Source organism: Rhodococcus sp. DMU1 (assembly GCF_012272955.1).
In the GTDB taxonomy this organism is placed as follows: Bacteria; Actinomycetota; Actinomycetes; order Mycobacteriales; family Mycobacteriaceae; genus Rhodococcus; species Rhodococcus aetherivorans.
In genome coordinates this window covers 1,288,428-1,305,013 of the sequence record NZ_CP050952.1, presented here as the reverse complement: position 1 = coordinate 1,305,013, position 16,586 = coordinate 1,288,428, and the positions used below count along the sequence as shown (strand labels likewise).

Sequence of the window (16,586 nt, the reverse complement as noted above, 5' to 3'; positions counted from 1 at the left end):
GCAATCTAACATCTGTAGGTAAATGGCACAACATGAGCCTGTTGCGGCGGCCACGAACGGCAAACGGTTATTCACCAGCAGAACTCCATGCGGTGAACAACCGTCAACCGCGTAGGGCTATTCGGCTGCAGCCATGGTGTGGGGTGTCGTAGCGGTCTCGGAACGGCGGTTGCTCTGCGCTCGGCGATTCCGGATGGACATGACCCCGAGAGTCACGACAGCGAGCAGCGTCGGCACGATCGTGAGGAGGAAGATGCTCTGCGCACCCAACCCCGCCGCGATCAGAAGCGCGCCGACCGCCGGACCCGCGATCGAGCCGATTCGCCCGATGCCCATTGCCCAGCCGACACCCGTCGCGCGGACCGCAACCGGATACACCGTGGCTGCGATCGCGATGATGCCGGCCGAGCTACCGGACATGCCGAATCCGACGAAGAAGACCGCCAGCAGCAGCAACCATCCGCTGCCGAGAAGCATCGCGACCAGCGCAGTGAACACGGCTCCGAGCGTGTAGCCCGCCATCACCACGACGAAGCCGTTGCCGATCCGGTCGGTGATCCGGCCGAATGTCAGCGCACCCGTCATCCCGCCGAGGTTGAACAGCGACGCGGCGAGCAACGCGGTCGATGCACTCCGACCGCCTTCGCCGAACAGCGTCGGCATCCAGCTGAGCAGAAAATAGATGACCAGGAAGTTGATGACGAACACGCCCCACAACAGGACCGTGTCGACCGCGCGGCCGCCCTGGAACAGGACGCTCACCGGCGACTTCGTCACGGTCGACGTGTCCTGCACGAACCTGGCCGTGGCGGTGACGCGTGCGTGGGGCGCGATCTCGTCGACGATGTGCGCGGCCTCCTCGTTGCGGCCTCGGGCAACGAGGAACTTCACGGATTCCGGCAGCCACCGCATCGCCACAGCCATCAAGATCAGCGGTAACACGCCACCGACGACGAACAGCGCCTGCCACCCGAACTTCGGGATGAGGAACGCGGCCGCGAAACCACCGACGAAGCCACCCAGCGACATGCCCGCGACCGTCACGGTCACCATCGTCGCCCTCATCCGGGCAGGACTGTATTCGCTCACCATCGCGATGAGATTCGGTGTCACACCGCCGAGGCCGAGACCCGCGATCACGCGCAGCACGATCAGCGCCGTCATGGAGGTCACCAGCGCGGTGGCGAGCGTGAACACCGCGAAGATGACAGTGCACACCATGATGATCCTGCGGCGGCCGTAGCGGTCGGCCAGCGGCCCGAAGAGCAGGCTGCCCACGACCATCGCGCCGGTACTCAGCGCGAGCGCGAAGCCGAAGGACGCGGGCGACAGTCCCCAGTCCGCCGACATGGCAGGAATGACGAACCCGATGAGTTGTGCGTCGATGCCATCGAGGATCGCGAGACCGAGGCACAGGGCGAGGACACGCTTCTGCAGGGATGACAGGGGCGAGTCGTCGATGATCTTGGTGATGTCCACATCGCGGGTACTGCTCACGGTGCGTGTCCTCTCGGAGAAGGGGAAATGAACCTCAGGACCGGGACGTCGCGGCATCCGCCGACTGCGCCTCTCGGGGTACCGGGATCGCATGGGCCGGCGGCGTCTGAAAGCGCTCTCGGAGAACAGCCTTCGCAAGCTTGCCCGAGAAGGTGCGCGGCAGCGGTTCGTCGAGCGCGAGCGCCACCGCGGGGCGCTTGAATCTGGCCAGGTTCCCGCTCGCGACGCACGCGATGTCGGTGACGATGTCGTCCGCCGGCCGTTGACTGTGGAACACCACCATCGGGACCTCACCCCATCGGTCGTCCTTGACTCCGATCACCGCGAGGTCGACCAAGCCGTCGATGCCGTGCAGCGCCTTCTCGATCTCGGCCGGGTATACGTTGAGTCCACCGGAGATGAGCATGTCCTTGCGGCGGTCGACGACCTTGAGGAAGCCGCCTTCGTCCTGCAGGCCCAGATCGCCGGTGCGCAACCAGCCGTCGACAAGCGTGTCCGCCGTCGCCTCGGGCTTGTTCCAGTACTCCCGCATGACGTGCTCGCCGCGCACCAGAATCTCGCCGACCTCGTTCGGTGCGGCGAAGCCACCGGCGATGCTGCCGATGCGCACCTGGGTGCCGGCCAGGGCCAGGCCGGCGAAGCCCGGCCGGGTACGAGCGTCCTCGTAGTACAGCGTCGAGACCATTCCCGACGCCTCGGTCAGTCCGTACGCCTGGGTGAGCGGCACGCCGCGGCTGTTGTAGAAGTCGAGCAGGTCCAGGCTCACGGGTGCGCCACCGGCGCCGGCGAACGTGAACTTCGCGAGCTTGCGGGTTCCGAAGTCCGGGAGCTGGGCCATGCGCTCCCAGATCACCGGCACCGTTGTGGTCGCGGTGACCTGCTCACGCTCGAACGTGTCCAGGGCGATCGCCGGATCGAACTCGCGCAGCAGCACCATCGTCGATCCCGGCAGCACCACGAGCTGCATGAAGATCGACAGGACCGAGCCGGTGTAGACGAGGGGCGCCGAGCACATCACGCGGTCGCGGCGGGAGATGCCGTGGCTGAGCACCTGCGCGATACCGGGCGCGAGTGCGCTGCGATGTGTGACGAGCGCACCCTTCTGTATACCCGTGGTGCCCGAGGTGTAGCAGATGAATGCCGGATCGGACGCCTCGATGTGAACGTCCGGCACGTTTCCGGGGTCGAGCAGCGTCTCGTATGCACGGTGGTCGCTTCCCCCGATCGCGAAGATCTCGAACTCGGTTTCGGCCGCTGCCTCCTCGAGCAACGGAGCCAGCTCGTTCTCCACGATCACGACCCGCGGCGCCGAATCCACGAGCATCGGAGCCAGTTCCTTGCCGAGCAGTCGGAAGTTGAGCGGGACGCTGATCGCACCGAGCTTGAGTGTCGCGAGGATGACGTGCGCCAGTTCCGGTCGATTGAGCATCATCACCCCGACGCGGTCACCCTTACGAACGCCCCGGGCGGCGAGGCCACGGGCCAGCGCGTCGGTGACTGCGTCCACCTCGGACCACGTCTGGGAGGTGTTGCCGAACACGATCGCCTGCTGGGCGGGACGAGTCTTGCCCCAGTATCGAACCAGATCGGTCAGATTCATTGTCGTCTCCTCATGCTCGCCGTGGCGGCGTGCCCCGCTCTCGCTCACGGCGGTGGGGGTGCGGCCCGCGCCGGGCCCGTCCACCCGATTCGGACGCGCCTCCGTCGGGCGGCGCGTCTGGAGTTGCTGCGCGACCGTCGGGCCGGATCACCCACCGAGGCGGTGTGTGATCGCCGTCACCGAGGTCGCAGTTAATCTAACATCTATAGATAGTTGGCACAACAGAATGCGGCATCGAATCCGCACACCCGATTGCGGGGATTCCGACCTTGCCGCCCCTACCCGCGCGAGATCGGTCCCATCGCGTCGGAATGGTCGGATACACTGCGTGTTAACACTTTTCGGAGGACATCCTCCGTGTCCGCCCCGAGCTCCGGCGGTAGCGACGGCGCGAACTTCTCATCCTGCACCCGGACCGGGCTCACCACGAATTCGAGCTCACCCACTCCCTCGTACTCGACGCGGTACGTGTTCGCGCGACCGGCGAAGTGTGGATCGGCGATCATGTCCCGGACGCTGTTCACCGGTCCACCCGCGATGTCGTGCGCGAGGAACAGCGCGACCCACTCGTCGCGGGTGCGCTGCAGGAAGATCTCGCGAAGCTCGCGGTATACACGGTCGGCGCGCGCCGGCGCTTCCGGATCGGTACCCGCCAGATCGATCTCGAGCAGATCCGGCCGGTCGACGGCCATGCAGAAGTTGCGCCAGAACTTGTCGACGTGCGAGCCGAACAGCACGGCCTCGTCGTCCTTCGTGCGGTACGCCTCGAGTCGCGGCCAATCGGGCAGCCGTCCGTCCGGCAGCCACGTGGGGCGATGGATGGATCGATCCTTGTTGAGTTCGGCATCGACCAGGTCCGGCATCCACGACGCGGCCACGTCGATGCCCGCCACCTCGAGCTTGCAGCCGCGACCGGTGCGACCGGCACGATGTACCGCTGCGAGCAGGCCCATCGCGCCGTAGGCACCCAGCGCGTACATCGCGATCGGCGCAGTCGTGGACCCCGCGATCCCGTCGGTCGGTGGTTCCTCCGGTGTGCGCACGTCGCGCAGCCCCGCGTACGCATCGAACACAGGGCCCCCGGTCCCGAGCCGGCTGTAGGGCCCATCGGATCCCATACCCGAGACCGTGCAGAAGACGATCTTCGGATTGACCTCTCGCAGCTGGTCGTAGCCGACACCGAGCCAGTCGAGGTAACCGCTGCGCATGCCCTCGACGACCGCGTCACACGTCCGGGCGAGATCGAGGAAAGCCTGCGCGCCTTCGGGGGACCGCAGGTCGAGTGCAACGCTCTTCTTACCCCGGTTCCACCTCAGATGCATGAACGACGGACCGTCCTGGTCGCCGATCGCGCGGCTGCCGCCGATGCGCACCGGATCGCCGAGCGGCCCTGATTCGATCTTGATGACTTCGGCACCCAGGTCGGCAAGGTGCCCACCGACCGATGCGGGCGCCAGTTGTGCGACCTCGAGGATGCGCATGCCCTCGAGCAACGAGTAACCACTCATACGTCTCCTCCTTCGGAAATATTGAGCGTCTGTTCGGGTTTCAGTTCCACCCAGAGTCCGTCCGCATCGGCGACGAGCACATCGCCGTGGTACATGGTTCCGCGCATGAACCGCTTGCGTCCGTCCTGTCGCAGGTACTCCGCCTCCACACGGAGTTCGACGTCGAGTGGGGCAGGCGCCCGGAAGTTCACGTTCAGATAAGCCGTACGCGCCCAGGGACGTCCGGAATCATTGGCCAGCCGGGCCATGATCTCGTCGAAGATCAGCGGTGTGACACCACCGTTCATCGCGTAACGACCGGCATGGAAGCGCCCGACCGTGACCCGCCCACGAGCGGTCGTTTCCGTCACCGCGTCGATGTGCAGCGGCGGCGCCAGGGCCTGTCCCCGACCGGCCAGATCCCAGCGATGTCCCGCGATCTGATCGTCCTCGCCTACCTCGAGTTCTTCCAATCGCTGTGCAACAGAACGCAGTGTCCCGGCGATACCCGCCGCGGCGGCAGGGTCGGGACGCGACCGCGTGAAAGCCTCCTGTACCGCACGGACTGCGGCGACCAGCTCGGCGAACTCGTCGCCGGCCTCGACGGTCGGATCGAACGGATCGTTCCAGTCCGGATTCCAGATATCGATCGGTGCGTTCGGGCGTAGCGAGACGTCCATGATGCCCCTTTCAGTCGGTTCCCGCACGGGCACCGAAGAATTCCGTGAACATGTCGCCGATGGGGCGAGGGCGCAGCGTGGTGCGTGCGACCGCGTTCTCGCGGTCGTAGCGGCTGCGCAGATCCTTACCATGCCCGGCGAGCAGAAGCGATTTGATCTCCCGGACCGCCTCGGGTGGTTGCGCTGCGATCTGCGCCGCGGCCTCCAGCGCGGTCCCGAGAACGTCACCGTCACCTGCGTATCGGGTGAGCAGGCCCATCCGATATGCCTCGTCGCCGGCGACGGCACGCGAGGTCATGAGCAGATCTCGCGTCTGTCCGGCCCCGATCAAGGTGTCGAGCACCCAGGTCAGGTTCGCACCACCGTACTTCGCCGCAGTCACGGTGAATTGTGTCGACGATCCGCCGACCCGTAGGTCGGAGCAGACAGCGAGCAGTGTCCCGGCGCCGTACGACACGCCCTGAACTGCCGCGATCGTGGGCTTGGCGAATTCGAGATACCGCCAGAGCAGTTCCTCGCGCTCGAGCATCGCCTCCAGGTTCGCGTCCGACGACAGTGCCGCGAGTTCCTGCAGGTCGTACCCTGCCGAGAAGGCGCGCTCACCGGACCCGGCGACCACCACGACCCGGACGGCGTCGTCGCACGCTGCACGGGTCAGCGTCTCGTCGAGTGCCCGTTGCAGCGACAGCGAGATCGCGTTGTGTACCTCCGGACGATTCAACGTCAGTTGCAGTACACCCGGTGCGGGAGACGATTCGAGCAACTCACGCGAGGTCATGTCGTCACGCCGGCCTTCTTCCGCCGCTCCTCCGCGATCGCAGCGGCATCGCCCGAGATCATCTTGTGGAAGACCTGCCCAGGCAGTTCGTTCCGTCCGTAGACGAGTTCGTCCACCTGGCCGTGCGCGACGTTGCCGGTGATCGTCTTCGTGACGAACCAGTCCTCCGCGTGGAGAGTCTCCATCAGGAGTTCCCAGTTCTTCTCGAGTACCCGCTTCTCCCGGGGAGTCGTGGGTTCGGCCGGAGACAGCAACCGGATGGTGCAGTACGAGACGTTGGGATCGTCGACGTCGGGGACGATGGTCCAGACCTCGAAGTGATTCGGCTCGGTGACCAGCATCGTGCCGGGATAGATCGTGTAGTTCGCGAGCGAGTAGTCGCGGACATCGAAGGAATCCGGATCCGCATCGCGAACCTCCGTGATCGCCTTGCGCGCCACAACGATTCGCCACGACCTGTCGACGAGATCGAAGGCCGTGATGTTGCCCTCGAGGAAGTTGCACACGGTCTTGGTGTGCAGCTGGCACAGATGGTAGGAGTCCTGCACGCCGTCGACCGCGATCTTCCAGTTCATGTCGAGCTTCCAGGTCTCCTTGCGGACCTGGAACGACGTGGCAATACCGGTGTCGGCGACCTCGGCGTCGTGCTTCTCACCGAGCACCCTCGCGATGTCCAGTTCGGCACCGACCGTCGGCACGACCCAGACGAGCCCGTGCCGCACCTCGCACGGGAACTCGACCAGCCCGTACTGCGATCGATCCAGGCCGTCGAACCCTTCGGCGTGAGGCATTCCCCGCAGCGCACCGTCGCGGCCGTACGCCCAGTTGTGGTAGGGGCAACTGAAGAGGCGCTTGCATCCCGATTCCTCGAATTCGACCTTGGAACCTCGGTGCCGGCACACGTTGGAGAACGCCTTGACGCTGCCGTCGGACTGCCTGATCACCAGCAGCGGCGCGCCGATGAGCTCGGTGGTGACGAAGTCGCCGGTCTTCTTCAGCTCGTCGATGTGCGCCACGATGTGCGGAAATCGGCGCACGGCGTCACGTTCGAGGCTCGCCAGTTCGGGGTCGTTGAACACGGAGAACGGAACACGAAGCATCTCGTCCGCGTAGTCGGTGCTGTTGTTGTCGACGTGCGCGATCAGGCGCCGAGTGAGGTCGATCTTGTCTTCACGCTGCATGACTCCAGCGTGGCACATGAGACATGTGGCGTCTAGTGTCTTATCCAGATTACCCGGCGGTATGGTGCATGCGTGGCACACAAGACGGACACCGAGACCACGGACGTCGGCGCAGCGATCCTTGTCGCCGCCGAATCATGCTTCGAACAGTTCGGTATCACGAAGACCACGATGGCCGACGTCGCGCGAGCTGCAAACATGTCCCGGGCGACCGTCTACCGCTACTTCTCGGACCGCGAATCGCTCATTGTGGCGTCGATCGTCCGCCGCGCACGGATGAACATGGAGCCGTGGCGAGTGCGCATCCGGAATTACCCGACATTCGGCGAACGGATCGTCGAGGGCTTGTGCGCCAATATCCGCCGAGGCCTCCGCGACCCGATGATCCATCTCCTCGTTTCCCCCGCCGAGGCAACACTCGCCACAACCCTGCTCGCGACCTCGGGCCGTGCCGTCCAACTCACCCGCGAACTGTGGGAGCCGATTCTGCTCGAGGCCCGGGAGTCCGGAGAGCTTCGCGCCGATGTCGATCTGGACCTGCTCTACGAATGGCTGTCGGAGATCGAGATGAACTACATCAGTGCGCTCGGCGCCAGTGCGGGCTCGCTCGACCGGTTGCGGGCGAAGCTGTACGCGTTCGTCGTGCCGTCGCTACTCGCCCGCCCGTAGACCCCGCGGGACCACCACTCCCCATCGACGCCGCGCGATCGGGCGTTCCCCGCCCGCTCCGGGCCGATCACTCGACCCCGTGGGGAGCCGGCCCCGGAGGAGCCGCCGAGGCTCGGGGCCGCGGCGTACCCACGCCGGGGACCGACCGTCGTGCCGTGCGCCGACTCGTGCCCAGTCCCATCGTCCGGCCCCTCCGCACGCGTGCCGCTTCGCCGGGCGACGCGGGGCATTGCGTCACGCACTTGTCCGAACTATAGTCCAGACAACTGTCCAGACAAGGGGCACCCGAGGCACGCAGCGAAGGCGTCAGCATCGCGTACCGACCGGTCCCCGCCATGTGCGCATCCGAATCTCCTACTACACCTGACACTTTCCAATCTCCAGAACGGAAACGTCCGATGTCCCTGATTCCCGGCGACAGCTCGGCTCTGCTCGTCGACGGCAAGCTGGTTCCCGGCTCCGGCGGCACGTTCGAGGTCGTGAACCCGGCCACCGCGGAGGTGCTCGGCACCGCCGCCGACGGCACCGCCGCCGACATGGACGCCGCGATCGAGGCGGCCCGTCGCGCCTTCGACACCACCGGCTGGTCCCGCGAGCACGCCTTCCGCGCCCGCTGCCTGCGTCAGCTCCGCGATGCGCTGCGCGGCCACATCGAGGAACTGCGGGCGGTCACCATCGCCGAGGTCGGCGCACCCCGGTTCCTCACCTCCGCCGCCCATCTCGAAGGCCCCGTCGACGATCTCGGGTACTTCGCCGACCTGGCCGAGAACTACCCGTGGCAACAGGATCTCGGCAATGCCGCGCCGATGGGCATCGCCATCCACCGCTACGTGCTCCGCGAGGCGGTCGGTGTCGTCGGGGCGATCACACCGTGGAACTTCCCGCACCAGATCAACTTCGCCAAGCTGGGTCCCGCGCTCGCCGCCGGCAATACGGTGGTGCTCAAGCCCGCGCCCGACACCCCGTGGTGCGCCGCGGTCGTGGGCCGGATCCTCGCCGAGGAAACCGACATCCCGCCGGGCGTCGTGAACATCGTGACCTCGAGCGACCATGCCGTCGGCGCCCTGCTCGCCACCGACCCGCGGGTGGACCTCGTGTCGTTCACCGGCTCGACCGCCACCGGCCGGTCGGTGATGCGCGCCGCCTCGGAGACCCTGAAGAAGGTGTTCCTCGAACTCGGCGGAAAGTCGGCGTTCATCGTGCTCGACGACGCCGACCTCGGAGCCGCATGCTCGATGGCCGCCTTCACCGTGTGTACCCACGCCGGGCAGGGCTGCGCCATCACGACCCGTCTGCTCGTCCCCCGGAACCGCTACGACGAGGCGGTCCGCGTCACCGCCGACGCCCTGCGCGGCATCCGGCCCGGCGACCCGAACGAGCCCGGCACGGTGTGCGGTCCGCTGATCTCCGAGCACCAGCGCGCACGGGTCGAGGGCTACCTGCGGCTCGCCGTCGAGGAGGGCGGGACGATCGTCGTCGGCGGCGGCCGCCCCGCCGAGCACCGGCGTGGCTTCTTCCTCGAACCGACGCTGATCGCCGGGGTCGACAACACCGCTCGCGTCGCCCGGGAGGAGATCTTCGGGCCGGTCCTCGTGATCCTCCCCTACGACGGCGACGACGAGGCGATCCGCATCGCCAACGACTCCCCCTACGGCCTGTCCGGGGCCGTCTGGGGCACCGACGAGGACCGGGTCCGCCGGGTCGTCGAGGGGGTCCGCACCGGCACCCTGGGCGTCAACGGAGGCATCTGGTACGCCGCCGACGCTCCCTTCGGCGGCTACAAGCAGTCCGGAATCGGCCGCGAGATGGGTGTGGCCGGATTCGAGGAATACCTGGAGACCAAGCTCGTCGCCGAACCGGCGGCGAAGCAGAGAGGCTGACGAACATGACTCGCAGCACAACGCGTTTCGCCGACCGCACCGCGATCGTCACCGGGTCGGCGCAGGGAATCGGCGAGGCGTACGCCAGAGCCCTTGCCGCCGAGGGCGCCTCCGTCGTCGTCGCGGACATCGACACCGAACGCGGCGAGCAGGTCGCCGAGCAGATCGTCGCCGACGGCGGCATCGCCGTCTTCAAGACCGTCGACGTCTCCGATCCCGACTCGGCCACCGAGCTCGCCGCCTTCACGGTCGAGACGTTCGGCAGCATCGACCACGTCGTCAACAACGCCGCCATCTACGGGGGCATGAAGCTCGACCTGCTGCTCACCGTCCCGTGGGACTACTACAAGAAGTTCATGAGCGTGAACATGGACGGCGCGCTCAACATCACCCGCGCGGCGTGGCCGCACATGACGGACCGCGGCGGTTCCGTCGTCAACCAGTCCTCGACCGCCGCGTGGGTGTACTCCGGCTTCTACGGCCTGGCCAAGGTCGGTGTCAACGGCCTGACCCAGCAGCTGGCCGTCGAACTCGGCGGCTCGAACATCCGCATCAACGCGATCGCCCCGGGTCCGATCGACACCGAGGCCACCCGCACCGTCACGCCGGGAAACATAGTGGCGGACATGGTCTCCACACTGCCGCTGAAGCGGATCGGTACGCCCGGGGACCTGGTGGGAATGTGCCTGTTCCTGCTCTCCGACGAGGCGAACTGGATCACCGGGCAGATCTTCAACGTCGACGGCGGCCAGGTGATCCGCTCGTGACCAGGCTCGGCTACATCGGCCTCGGCAACATGGGCGCGCCGATGGCGAAGCGGCTGCTGGACCGGCCGGGTGGGCTCACCGTCCTCGACGCCCGGCCCGAGGCCGTCGAGCCGTTCACCGCGGCCGGCGCCCGGGTCGCCGGCGACCCCGCCGACCTGGCGCGCGACTGCGACGTCGTCTGCGTCACCGTGGTCGACGACGCGCAGGTCCGCACCGTCGTCGCCGGGCTGCTCGACACGGCCCGGCCCGGCACGGTGATCGCGGTCCACTCGACCATCGCCGACACCACCGCCGTCGAGCTCGCCGCCGAATGCGCCGACCGCGGCGTCGAACTGGTCGACGCGCCCGTCAGCGGCGGGGCCCCCGGCGCCGAGCAGGGCCGGCTCGCGGTGATGGTCGGCGCCTCCGACGCGGCGTTCGACGCGGTACGCGAGCCGTTCTCGCGGTTCGCCGACCTCGTCGTGCACGCCGGTCCGGTCGGCGCGGGCACCCGGATGAAGCTGGCCCGGAATCTACTGCACTTCGTGTCGTTCACCGCGGCCGCGGAGGCGCAGCGCCTCGCCGAGGCGGCCGGGCTGGACATCACCGCGCTCGGGAAGGTGGTCCGCCACACCGACGCGATCACCGGTGGCGCCGGGGCGATCATGCTCCGGGACACCACCGCACCGATCCCGCCGGACGACTTCTGGTTCCCGATCCTCGACCACGTCCGCGCCCTGGGCGAGAAGGACCTGTCGCTGGCCCTCGGCCTCGGCGCCCGTCTCGGCGTCGACCTGCCCCTGGCCACGCGGGCACTGACCGGTCTGGGACCCGGACTCGGCGTCGGCACCGGAGACGTCGAGAGCCGGAACCGACAGGAGGAACGCATATGACCGACGATCGCCGCCGCCGCGGCCTGGACATGATGTCGAAGGTGTACGGCTGGGAGATGCAGGACGGGCCCGGCGACCACTTCGCCGTCACCGCGGACCACCTGTTCGCCGACATCTGGTCCCGGCCCGGGCTCAGTATCCGCGACCGGCGGCTGCTGCTGCTCGGTGCGCTCACCGCACAGGGACTGATCGACGTGGCCGAGATCCAGGTCGGCGCCGCCCTCCACAACGAGGAACTCGACGAACAGCAGCTGAAGGAGATCGCCCTGTTCCTGTGCCACTACGTGGGGTGGCCGCTCGGCACCAAGCTCGACTCGATGATCGGCGGCGTGCTCGCCGAGCGCCGCAAGGCGGCGAAGTGAGCCTGCCACCGGCTCACCGTGCGGCACGAGAACACAGGGAGTGACGAGTGCAGGACTTCGCGGACCGGCCGGGCGCGGCCCTCGTGGCCGGCGGCACCGGCGGGATCGGCCGAGCGGTGTGCCGGGTGCTGGCCGAGCGCGGCAGCGACGTCGCGTTCATGTTCCGCCGCAGCGGGGCGGCCGCCGCAGCCCTGACGACCGAACTGTCCGCGCTCGGCGCGAAGGTGCTGTCGCTGCAGGTGGACCTGGGCGACAGTGCCGCGGCCGCCGGCGGCGTGGACGCGGTGATCGAATCCTTCGGTGCGCTGCACACTCTCGTCTACGCGGCGGGGCCGCACGTACCGATGCTGCACCTGAGCCGGGTCACGCCCGCGCAGTTCCGCGACCAGCTCGTGGGCGACGCGGGCGCGTTCTTCAACCTCGTCCGTCCCGCCCTGCCCCGGCTACGGGAGTCGCGGGGCAGCATCGTCGCCGTGACCACCGCCGCGACCCGCCGGTTCCCCGTCCGGGACGGTCTGTCGGCCGGGCCCAAGGGTGCGATCGAGGCCCTCGTGCGGGGCCTGGCGGCCGAGGAGGGACGGTTCGGTGTGCGCGTGAACGCGGTGGGGCCGGGCATGCTCACCGACGGCACGGCCGCCCGGCTGATCGGGTCCGGCGATCTCGACGAGCACGCACTGTCGGTCGCGCGGAACAACATTCCGCTGCGCCGCTTCGGCGACGCCGAGGACATCGCCGAGGCGGTCGCGTTCCTCGCCTCGGACCGCGCGGATTTCGTGTCCGGGCAGACACTCGACGTCGACGGCGGTTACGGCGCGTGACCGGCGCCCACCGTGCGCGGGGTACCGCACCGGAACCGGCGATGGGTAATGTGCTCGTCAGTACACGCCGCTTCAGCACCCGCCACCGGACCGCAGTGAACGGAGACCGCCGTCATGACCCGTACCACCCTGCCCCGGGAGATGATCGAACTCGCCGAGGCAACACCGGGTTTCATGCCGATCGACGAGGGCACGGCCCTGCACGACGCCGCGGTGCGCTATCTCGGTGACGGTGTCGGTGTCGAGATCGGCACCTACTGCGGGCGCTCGACCGTCTATCTCGGTGCCGCCGCGAAGGCCACCGGCGGCACGATCGTCACGATCGACCATCATCACGGGTCCGAGGAGCACCAGCCCGGGTGGGAGTACCACGATCCGGCCCTCGTCGACGCGCACACCGGCCGGCTCGACACGGTGGGCCGGTTCCGCCACACCCTCGCCGACGCGGACCTCGAATCCCACGTCGTGGCGGTGCTGGGGCGGTCGGGCCAGGTCGCGGCGTTCTGGCGGACCCCGGCGGCGTTCGTGTTCGTCGACGGCGGTCACAGCAGCGAGGCGGCGCAGGCGGACTACGCGGGCTGGGCTCCCTGGGTGCGTGTCGGCGGGGCCCTGATCATCCACGACGTGTTCCCCGACCCGAAGGACGGCGGACGACCCCCGTACGAGGTCTACCTGCGCGCGCTCGGCAGCGGCGAGTTCGCCGAGGTGTCGATGACCGGGTCGCTGCGGGTGCTCGAACGCACCGGTGGCACCGTCGGAGTGCTGCCGGGCTGACGGCTCAGACCGTCACCCGGCAGTCCTCGTGGCAGTTCTCGGTCGCGACCCATCCGGAGGGTGCGGCGGCATCGCGGAACACACCGTTGCCCGCGGTGCTGCGTGAGAGCGCGTCGGCGGCGAGGATCACGGCGGCACTGGTCCAGGAGCTCTTCTCCACGGGCCAGCGCTTACCGTCCGTGAAAACCATTCCGGTCCAGTACGACCCGTCCGGATCGCGCAGATGCTGCATGGCCGCGAGCAGTTCCCGGGCCGTCGTGGCCTCACCGATCGCGTCCAGTGCGAGCACGAGTTCGCAGGTCTCGGCCCCCGTCACCCACGGCCGATGGTCGACGCAGCGGATTCCGAGACCTCCGACCACGAAATCGTCCCAGCGTTCCCGGATCCGTTGCCGGGCCGGCGCACCGCGCACCGCGCCGCCGAGGATCGGGTAGTACCAGTCCATCGAGTACTCCGGTTTGGGCGCGAACGCCTCCGGGTGCCGGCGCAGCACGTGCCCGAGCCGATACCACGCGACCTCCCAGTCCGGGTGGGGATCGCCGACCACCTCCGAGAGGCGCAGGCCGCACTGCAGGCTGTGGTGGATGCTCGAGCACCCCGTCAGCAGGGCCTCGTCGGCCGCGCCGTGTTCTCCTCGTGCCCAGTAGATCTCACCGCCGGGCGCCTGCAACTCGAGCACATGGTCGAGGGCCGTCCGCACCGTCGGCCACAGCCGTTCCACGTGGTCGACGTCGCCTGTGACGAGGTAGTGGTGCCACACTCCCACCGCGATGTATGCGGTGAAGTTCGAGTCGGCGTCGTGGTTTTCGACGGCATCCTCGCGGAACTGCATGGGCCACGAGCCGTCCGGCCGCTGGGTGCGACGGGACCAGTCGAAGGCCGCCTCCGCCTCTTCGAGCAACCCCGCGGCGGTGAGAGCCATCGCGGACTCGATGTGGTCCCACGGATCCGTGTGACCACCGGGGAACCACGGGATCGCTCCGGAGGACTCCTGCATGTCGGCGATCGCGCGGGCGGTGTGCAGGCACTGTTCCTCGGACAGCACTCCCGGCACGGCCGGAACCGCCGGCCGTGCCCCGCCGGGGCGGAAGTCAGCGGCCGGCAACGGGAACCGTCGGCTTCTCGAGGTAGAACACGACGCTCTTGCCGAGCACCGGGTTCAGCAACGACTCGGCGGTGCGCGTCAGCCACGGCCCCTGCATCAGGTCCCACACGAGGAGCCGGTGATACGCCTTCGTCAGGGGGTTGTCGTCGTTGTCGACGCCCACAGCGCATTTGAGCCACCAGTACGGCGAGTGCAGGGCGTGCGCGTGCTCCCGGCCGCGCACCGTCAGGCCTGCCGAGGTCAGCCCGGCCGCGAGCTCGTCGGCCTTGTAGATCCGCACGTGCCCGCCCTCGACCTCGTGATACGCGTCGGACAGCGCCCAGCAGATCTTCTCCGGCAGCCACCGCGGCACGGTGACGGCCGCGACGCCGCCCGGCTTGAGCACACGCACGAATTCGGCGATGGCACGGTCGTCCTCGGGCACGTGCTCGAGCACCTCGGAGATCAGCACGACGTCGAAGGTCTCGTCGTCGTAGGGCAGGGCGAGGGCATCGCCCACCTCGGCCCGGGCGAGGGCACCCTCGGGGACCTGGCCCTCGAGTTCCATCGCCGCGAACATGTCGCCGACGGCCTTCATGTCCTCCGCGCTGCGGTCGAACGCCACCACGTCGGCGCCCCGACGGTAGAGCTCGAACGAGTGCCGGCCCGCGCCCGCCCCGATGTCGATGGCACGGTCGCCGGGCTTGACCCCGAGCCGGTCGAAATCGACTGTCAGCATCAGGTGTTCGTCCTTCCTGCCTGCGCCGCCACGGTGTCCTGGTAGGCCCGGACGGTCCGGGCGGCCACGGCCGCCCAGCTGAATCGCTCGAGCACGCGTGCCCGTGCCACCGACCCGAGACGGATCTGCTCGGCGGGATCGTCGAGAACCCGCGCCAGCGCCGCGGCCAGCTGTTCGCTGTCCCCCGGAGGCACGAGGATGCCCGCGTCGCCGACCACCTCGGGGATCGCGCCGGCGCGGCTCGCGACCAAGGGGGTGGCGCAGGCCATGGCCTCGACCGCGGGCAGCGAGAACCCCTCGTAGAGCGACGGGACCACAGCCACCTGCGCCGAACCGAGCAGCTCGGCCAGCTCGCGGTCGTCGATCCCGGAGACGGTGCGCACCGCGTCGCCGATGGCCAGCTGCTCGATCAGCTTCTCGGTGACCCCGCCGGGCGCGAGCCGGGTGACGAGCACCAGCTCGACCCGCCGTTCGGTGCGCAGCTTCGCCACCGCCTCGAGCAGGTTGGCGACGCCCTTGAGCGGCGCGTCCGCGCTGGCCACGCACACGATGCGGCCGGGCACGCGCTCGGCCGTCGGCGGGGCGAAGACCTCGGTGTCGACGCCCAGCGGGATCGTGCGCAGCCGCCCCTCGGGGATCTCGAAGGCGGTACGGATGTCGTCCTCGGAGGACTTCGAGACGGTGAGCAGGGTGGGGATGCGCCGCGCCACCCGGGCCTGCATGCGCAGGAACCCGTACCAACGGCGCAGGGTGAGCTTGCGGCGCAACGTCGGCGCGCTCGCGAGGTCCAGTTCCCGGTCGCGGGTGATCGGGTGGTGGATCGTCGCGACCAGTGGCAGGCCCGCGTCCGCGATGCGGAGCAGGCCGTAGCCGAGGCACTGATTGTCGTGCACGACGTCGAACTCGGCGGCCCGGGCCCGCAGCAGCCTGGCGGCGCGCAGGCTGAAGGTCAGCGGCTCCGGAAAACCCGCCGTCCACATCGTGCCCAGCTCCAGGAGGTCGATCGCGTCGCGAATCTCGCGCGGGTGCGGAAAGCGGAACGGATCGTCCTCGCGGTAGAGGTCGAGACTGGGCACCTTCACCAGGGTCACCCCGTCGTCCAGCTCGGGGTACGGCTGGCCGGAGAACACCTCGACGTCGTGGCCGAGCGCCGCGAGCTCGCGGCTGAGGTGTCGAACGTACACGCCCTGACCACCGCAGTGCGGCTTGCTGCGGTACGACAGCAGAGCTATTCGCACAGATCACCTCGTTCGTCGTGTCGCCGGAGCGGGTCCGTCCAGAAGATCGAACTCACTCTAGAACATGTTCTCGTCCGACGTGCAACCCGGCGCAGCCCTGCGGATCAGCGCCGGAACCGCACCAGGTCCAGTGCAAACTGAACGTACAGGGTGGCGAGCC

16 protein-coding genes are annotated in these 16,586 nt (G+C 68.4%); 7 read left to right on the top strand and 9 right to left on the bottom strand.

The genetic code is table 11. The annotated features are described in order from the left end of the window. Window positions 1-117 precede the first annotated feature (117 nt). The 6 genes from HFP48_RS06175 to HFP48_RS06150 all read right to left on the bottom strand — a co-directional run bounded on the left by HFP48_RS06175 (window position 118) and on the right by HFP48_RS06150 (window position 7,223). On the bottom strand, window positions 118-1,497 hold the full coding sequence (locus HFP48_RS06175) for an MFS transporter (RefSeq protein ID WP_029541596.1): 1,380 nt from the start codon (window positions 1,495-1,497) through the stop codon (window positions 118-120). A gap of 34 nt (window positions 1,498-1,531) precedes the next feature. Beyond that, the gene (locus HFP48_RS06170; RefSeq protein ID WP_006936345.1) at window positions 1,532-3,097 is read right to left on the bottom strand and encodes an AMP-binding protein; all 1,566 of its coding nucleotides are present in this window, start codon (window positions 3,095-3,097) and stop codon (window positions 1,532-1,534) included. A gap of 278 nt (window positions 3,098-3,375) precedes the next feature. Continuing rightward, window positions 3,376-4,605, bottom strand: a complete 1,230-nt coding sequence (locus HFP48_RS06165) for a CoA transferase (protein WP_168579226.1) — start codon at window positions 4,603-4,605, stop codon at window positions 3,376-3,378. Then, entirely contained in the window at window positions 4,602-5,264 is a 663-nt protein-coding gene (locus HFP48_RS06160; RefSeq protein WP_043799783.1) for a PaaI family thioesterase, read from the bottom strand. The genes HFP48_RS06165 and HFP48_RS06160 overlap by 4 nt, the downstream gene beginning before the upstream one ends. Before the next feature lie 10 nt (window positions 5,265-5,274). Further along, window positions 5,275-6,042 carry an enoyl-CoA hydratase/isomerase family protein gene (locus HFP48_RS06155; RefSeq protein WP_050034657.1) on the bottom strand — a complete coding sequence of 256 codons (768 nt, stop codon included), beginning with the start codon at window positions 6,040-6,042 and terminating at the stop codon, window positions 5,275-5,277. Further along, window positions 6,039-7,223: a Rieske 2Fe-2S domain-containing protein gene (locus HFP48_RS06150; RefSeq protein ID WP_168579225.1), complete on the bottom strand. Its 1,185-nt coding sequence runs from the start codon at window positions 7,221-7,223 to the stop codon at window positions 6,039-6,041. Before HFP48_RS06150 ends, HFP48_RS06155 begins: the two co-directional genes overlap by 4 nt. A gap of 72 nt (window positions 7,224-7,295) precedes the next feature. On the opposite strand from HFP48_RS06150, the gene HFP48_RS06145 reads away from it, so the two are divergent. From HFP48_RS06145 to HFP48_RS06115, 7 genes are all read left to right on the top strand, one after another. Beyond that, complete coding sequence (locus tag HFP48_RS06145; RefSeq protein ID WP_029541579.1) at window positions 7,296-7,892, top strand: TetR/AcrR family transcriptional regulator; 597 nt, start codon at window positions 7,296-7,298, stop codon at window positions 7,890-7,892. Window positions 7,893-8,290: 398 nt separating this feature from the next. Then, a complete protein-coding gene (locus tag HFP48_RS06140; RefSeq protein ID WP_168579224.1) occupies window positions 8,291-9,772 on the top strand; it encodes an aldehyde dehydrogenase in 1,482 nt (493 codons plus the stop codon). A 5-nt stretch (window positions 9,773-9,777) separates the two neighbouring features. Continuing rightward, on the top strand, window positions 9,778-10,539 hold the full coding sequence (locus HFP48_RS06135; RefSeq protein WP_168579223.1) for an SDR family oxidoreductase: 762 nt from the start codon (window positions 9,778-9,780) through the stop codon (window positions 10,537-10,539). Then, a complete protein-coding gene (locus tag HFP48_RS06130; protein WP_029541571.1) occupies window positions 10,536-11,411 on the top strand; it encodes an NAD(P)-dependent oxidoreductase in 876 nt (291 codons plus the stop codon). The genes HFP48_RS06135 and HFP48_RS06130 overlap by 4 nt, the downstream gene beginning before the upstream one ends. Continuing rightward, window positions 11,408-11,773 (top strand): carboxymuconolactone decarboxylase family protein, encoded by a 366-nt coding sequence (locus tag HFP48_RS06125; protein WP_006936371.1) that lies wholly within the window; start codon window positions 11,408-11,410, stop codon window positions 11,771-11,773. Before HFP48_RS06130 ends, HFP48_RS06125 begins: the two co-directional genes overlap by 4 nt. A 47-nt stretch (window positions 11,774-11,820) precedes the next feature. Beyond that, window positions 11,821-12,591, top strand: coding sequence for an SDR family oxidoreductase (locus HFP48_RS06120; RefSeq protein ID WP_161995846.1), 771 nt, complete (start codon window positions 11,821-11,823; stop codon window positions 12,589-12,591). Window positions 12,592-12,705: 114 nt separating this feature from the next. Further along, window positions 12,706-13,365 carry a class I SAM-dependent methyltransferase gene (locus HFP48_RS06115; protein WP_168579222.1) on the top strand — a complete coding sequence of 220 codons (660 nt, stop codon included), beginning with the start codon at window positions 12,706-12,708 and terminating at the stop codon, window positions 13,363-13,365. 4 nt (window positions 13,366-13,369) lie between these two features. Here the strand turns inward: HFP48_RS06115 and HFP48_RS06110 are convergent, their stop codons facing one another. From HFP48_RS06110 to HFP48_RS06100, 3 genes are read right to left on the bottom strand one after another with little or no spacing between them, the layout of a single operon-like run. Beyond that, complete coding sequence (locus HFP48_RS06110; protein ID WP_037200535.1) at window positions 13,370-14,470, bottom strand: prenyltransferase; 1,101 nt, start codon at window positions 14,468-14,470, stop codon at window positions 13,370-13,372. After that, window positions 14,457-15,188: a methyltransferase domain-containing protein gene (locus HFP48_RS06105; RefSeq protein WP_168579221.1), complete on the bottom strand. Its 732-nt coding sequence runs from the start codon at window positions 15,186-15,188 to the stop codon at window positions 14,457-14,459. The genes HFP48_RS06110 and HFP48_RS06105 overlap by 14 nt, the downstream gene beginning before the upstream one ends. Next, window positions 15,188-16,426 (bottom strand): glycosyltransferase family 4 protein, encoded by a 1,239-nt coding sequence (locus HFP48_RS06100; RefSeq protein WP_006936381.1) that lies wholly within the window; start codon window positions 16,424-16,426, stop codon window positions 15,188-15,190. The genes HFP48_RS06105 and HFP48_RS06100 overlap by 1 nt, the downstream gene beginning before the upstream one ends. Window positions 16,427-16,586 lie beyond the last annotated feature (160 nt).

What these genes read in the sequence shown, in the direction of transcription:
- HFP48_RS06170 (WP_006936345.1), bottom strand. Translation starts at nt 3,097, where the DNA reads ATGAATCTGACCGATCTGGTTCGATACTGGGGCAAGACTCGTCCCGCC.
- HFP48_RS06165 (WP_168579226.1), bottom strand. Translation starts at nt 4,605, where the DNA reads ATGAGTGGTTACTCGTTGCTCGAGGGCATGCGCATCCTCGAGGTCGCA.
- HFP48_RS06160 (WP_043799783.1), bottom strand. Translation starts at nt 5,264, where the DNA reads ATGGACGTCTCGCTACGCCCGAACGCACCGATCGATATCTGGAATCCG.
- HFP48_RS06155 (WP_050034657.1), bottom strand. Translation starts at nt 6,042, where the DNA reads ATGACCTCGCGTGAGTTGCTCGAATCGTCTCCCGCACCGGGTGTACTG.
- HFP48_RS06150 (WP_168579225.1), bottom strand. Translation starts at nt 7,223, where the DNA reads ATGCAGCGTGAAGACAAGATCGACCTCACTCGGCGCCTGATCGCGCAC.
- HFP48_RS06140 (WP_168579224.1), top strand. Translation starts at nt 8,291, where the DNA reads ATGTCCCTGATTCCCGGCGACAGCTCGGCTCTGCTCGTCGACGGCAAG.
- HFP48_RS06135 (WP_168579223.1), top strand. Translation starts at nt 9,778, where the DNA reads ATGACTCGCAGCACAACGCGTTTCGCCGACCGCACCGCGATCGTCACC.
- HFP48_RS06125 (WP_006936371.1), top strand. Translation starts at nt 11,408, where the DNA reads ATGACCGACGATCGCCGCCGCCGCGGCCTGGACATGATGTCGAAGGTG.
- HFP48_RS06115 (WP_168579222.1), top strand. Translation starts at nt 12,706, where the DNA reads ATGACCCGTACCACCCTGCCCCGGGAGATGATCGAACTCGCCGAGGCA.
- HFP48_RS06105 (WP_168579221.1), bottom strand. Translation starts at nt 15,188, where the DNA reads ATGCTGACAGTCGATTTCGACCGGCTCGGGGTCAAGCCCGGCGACCGT.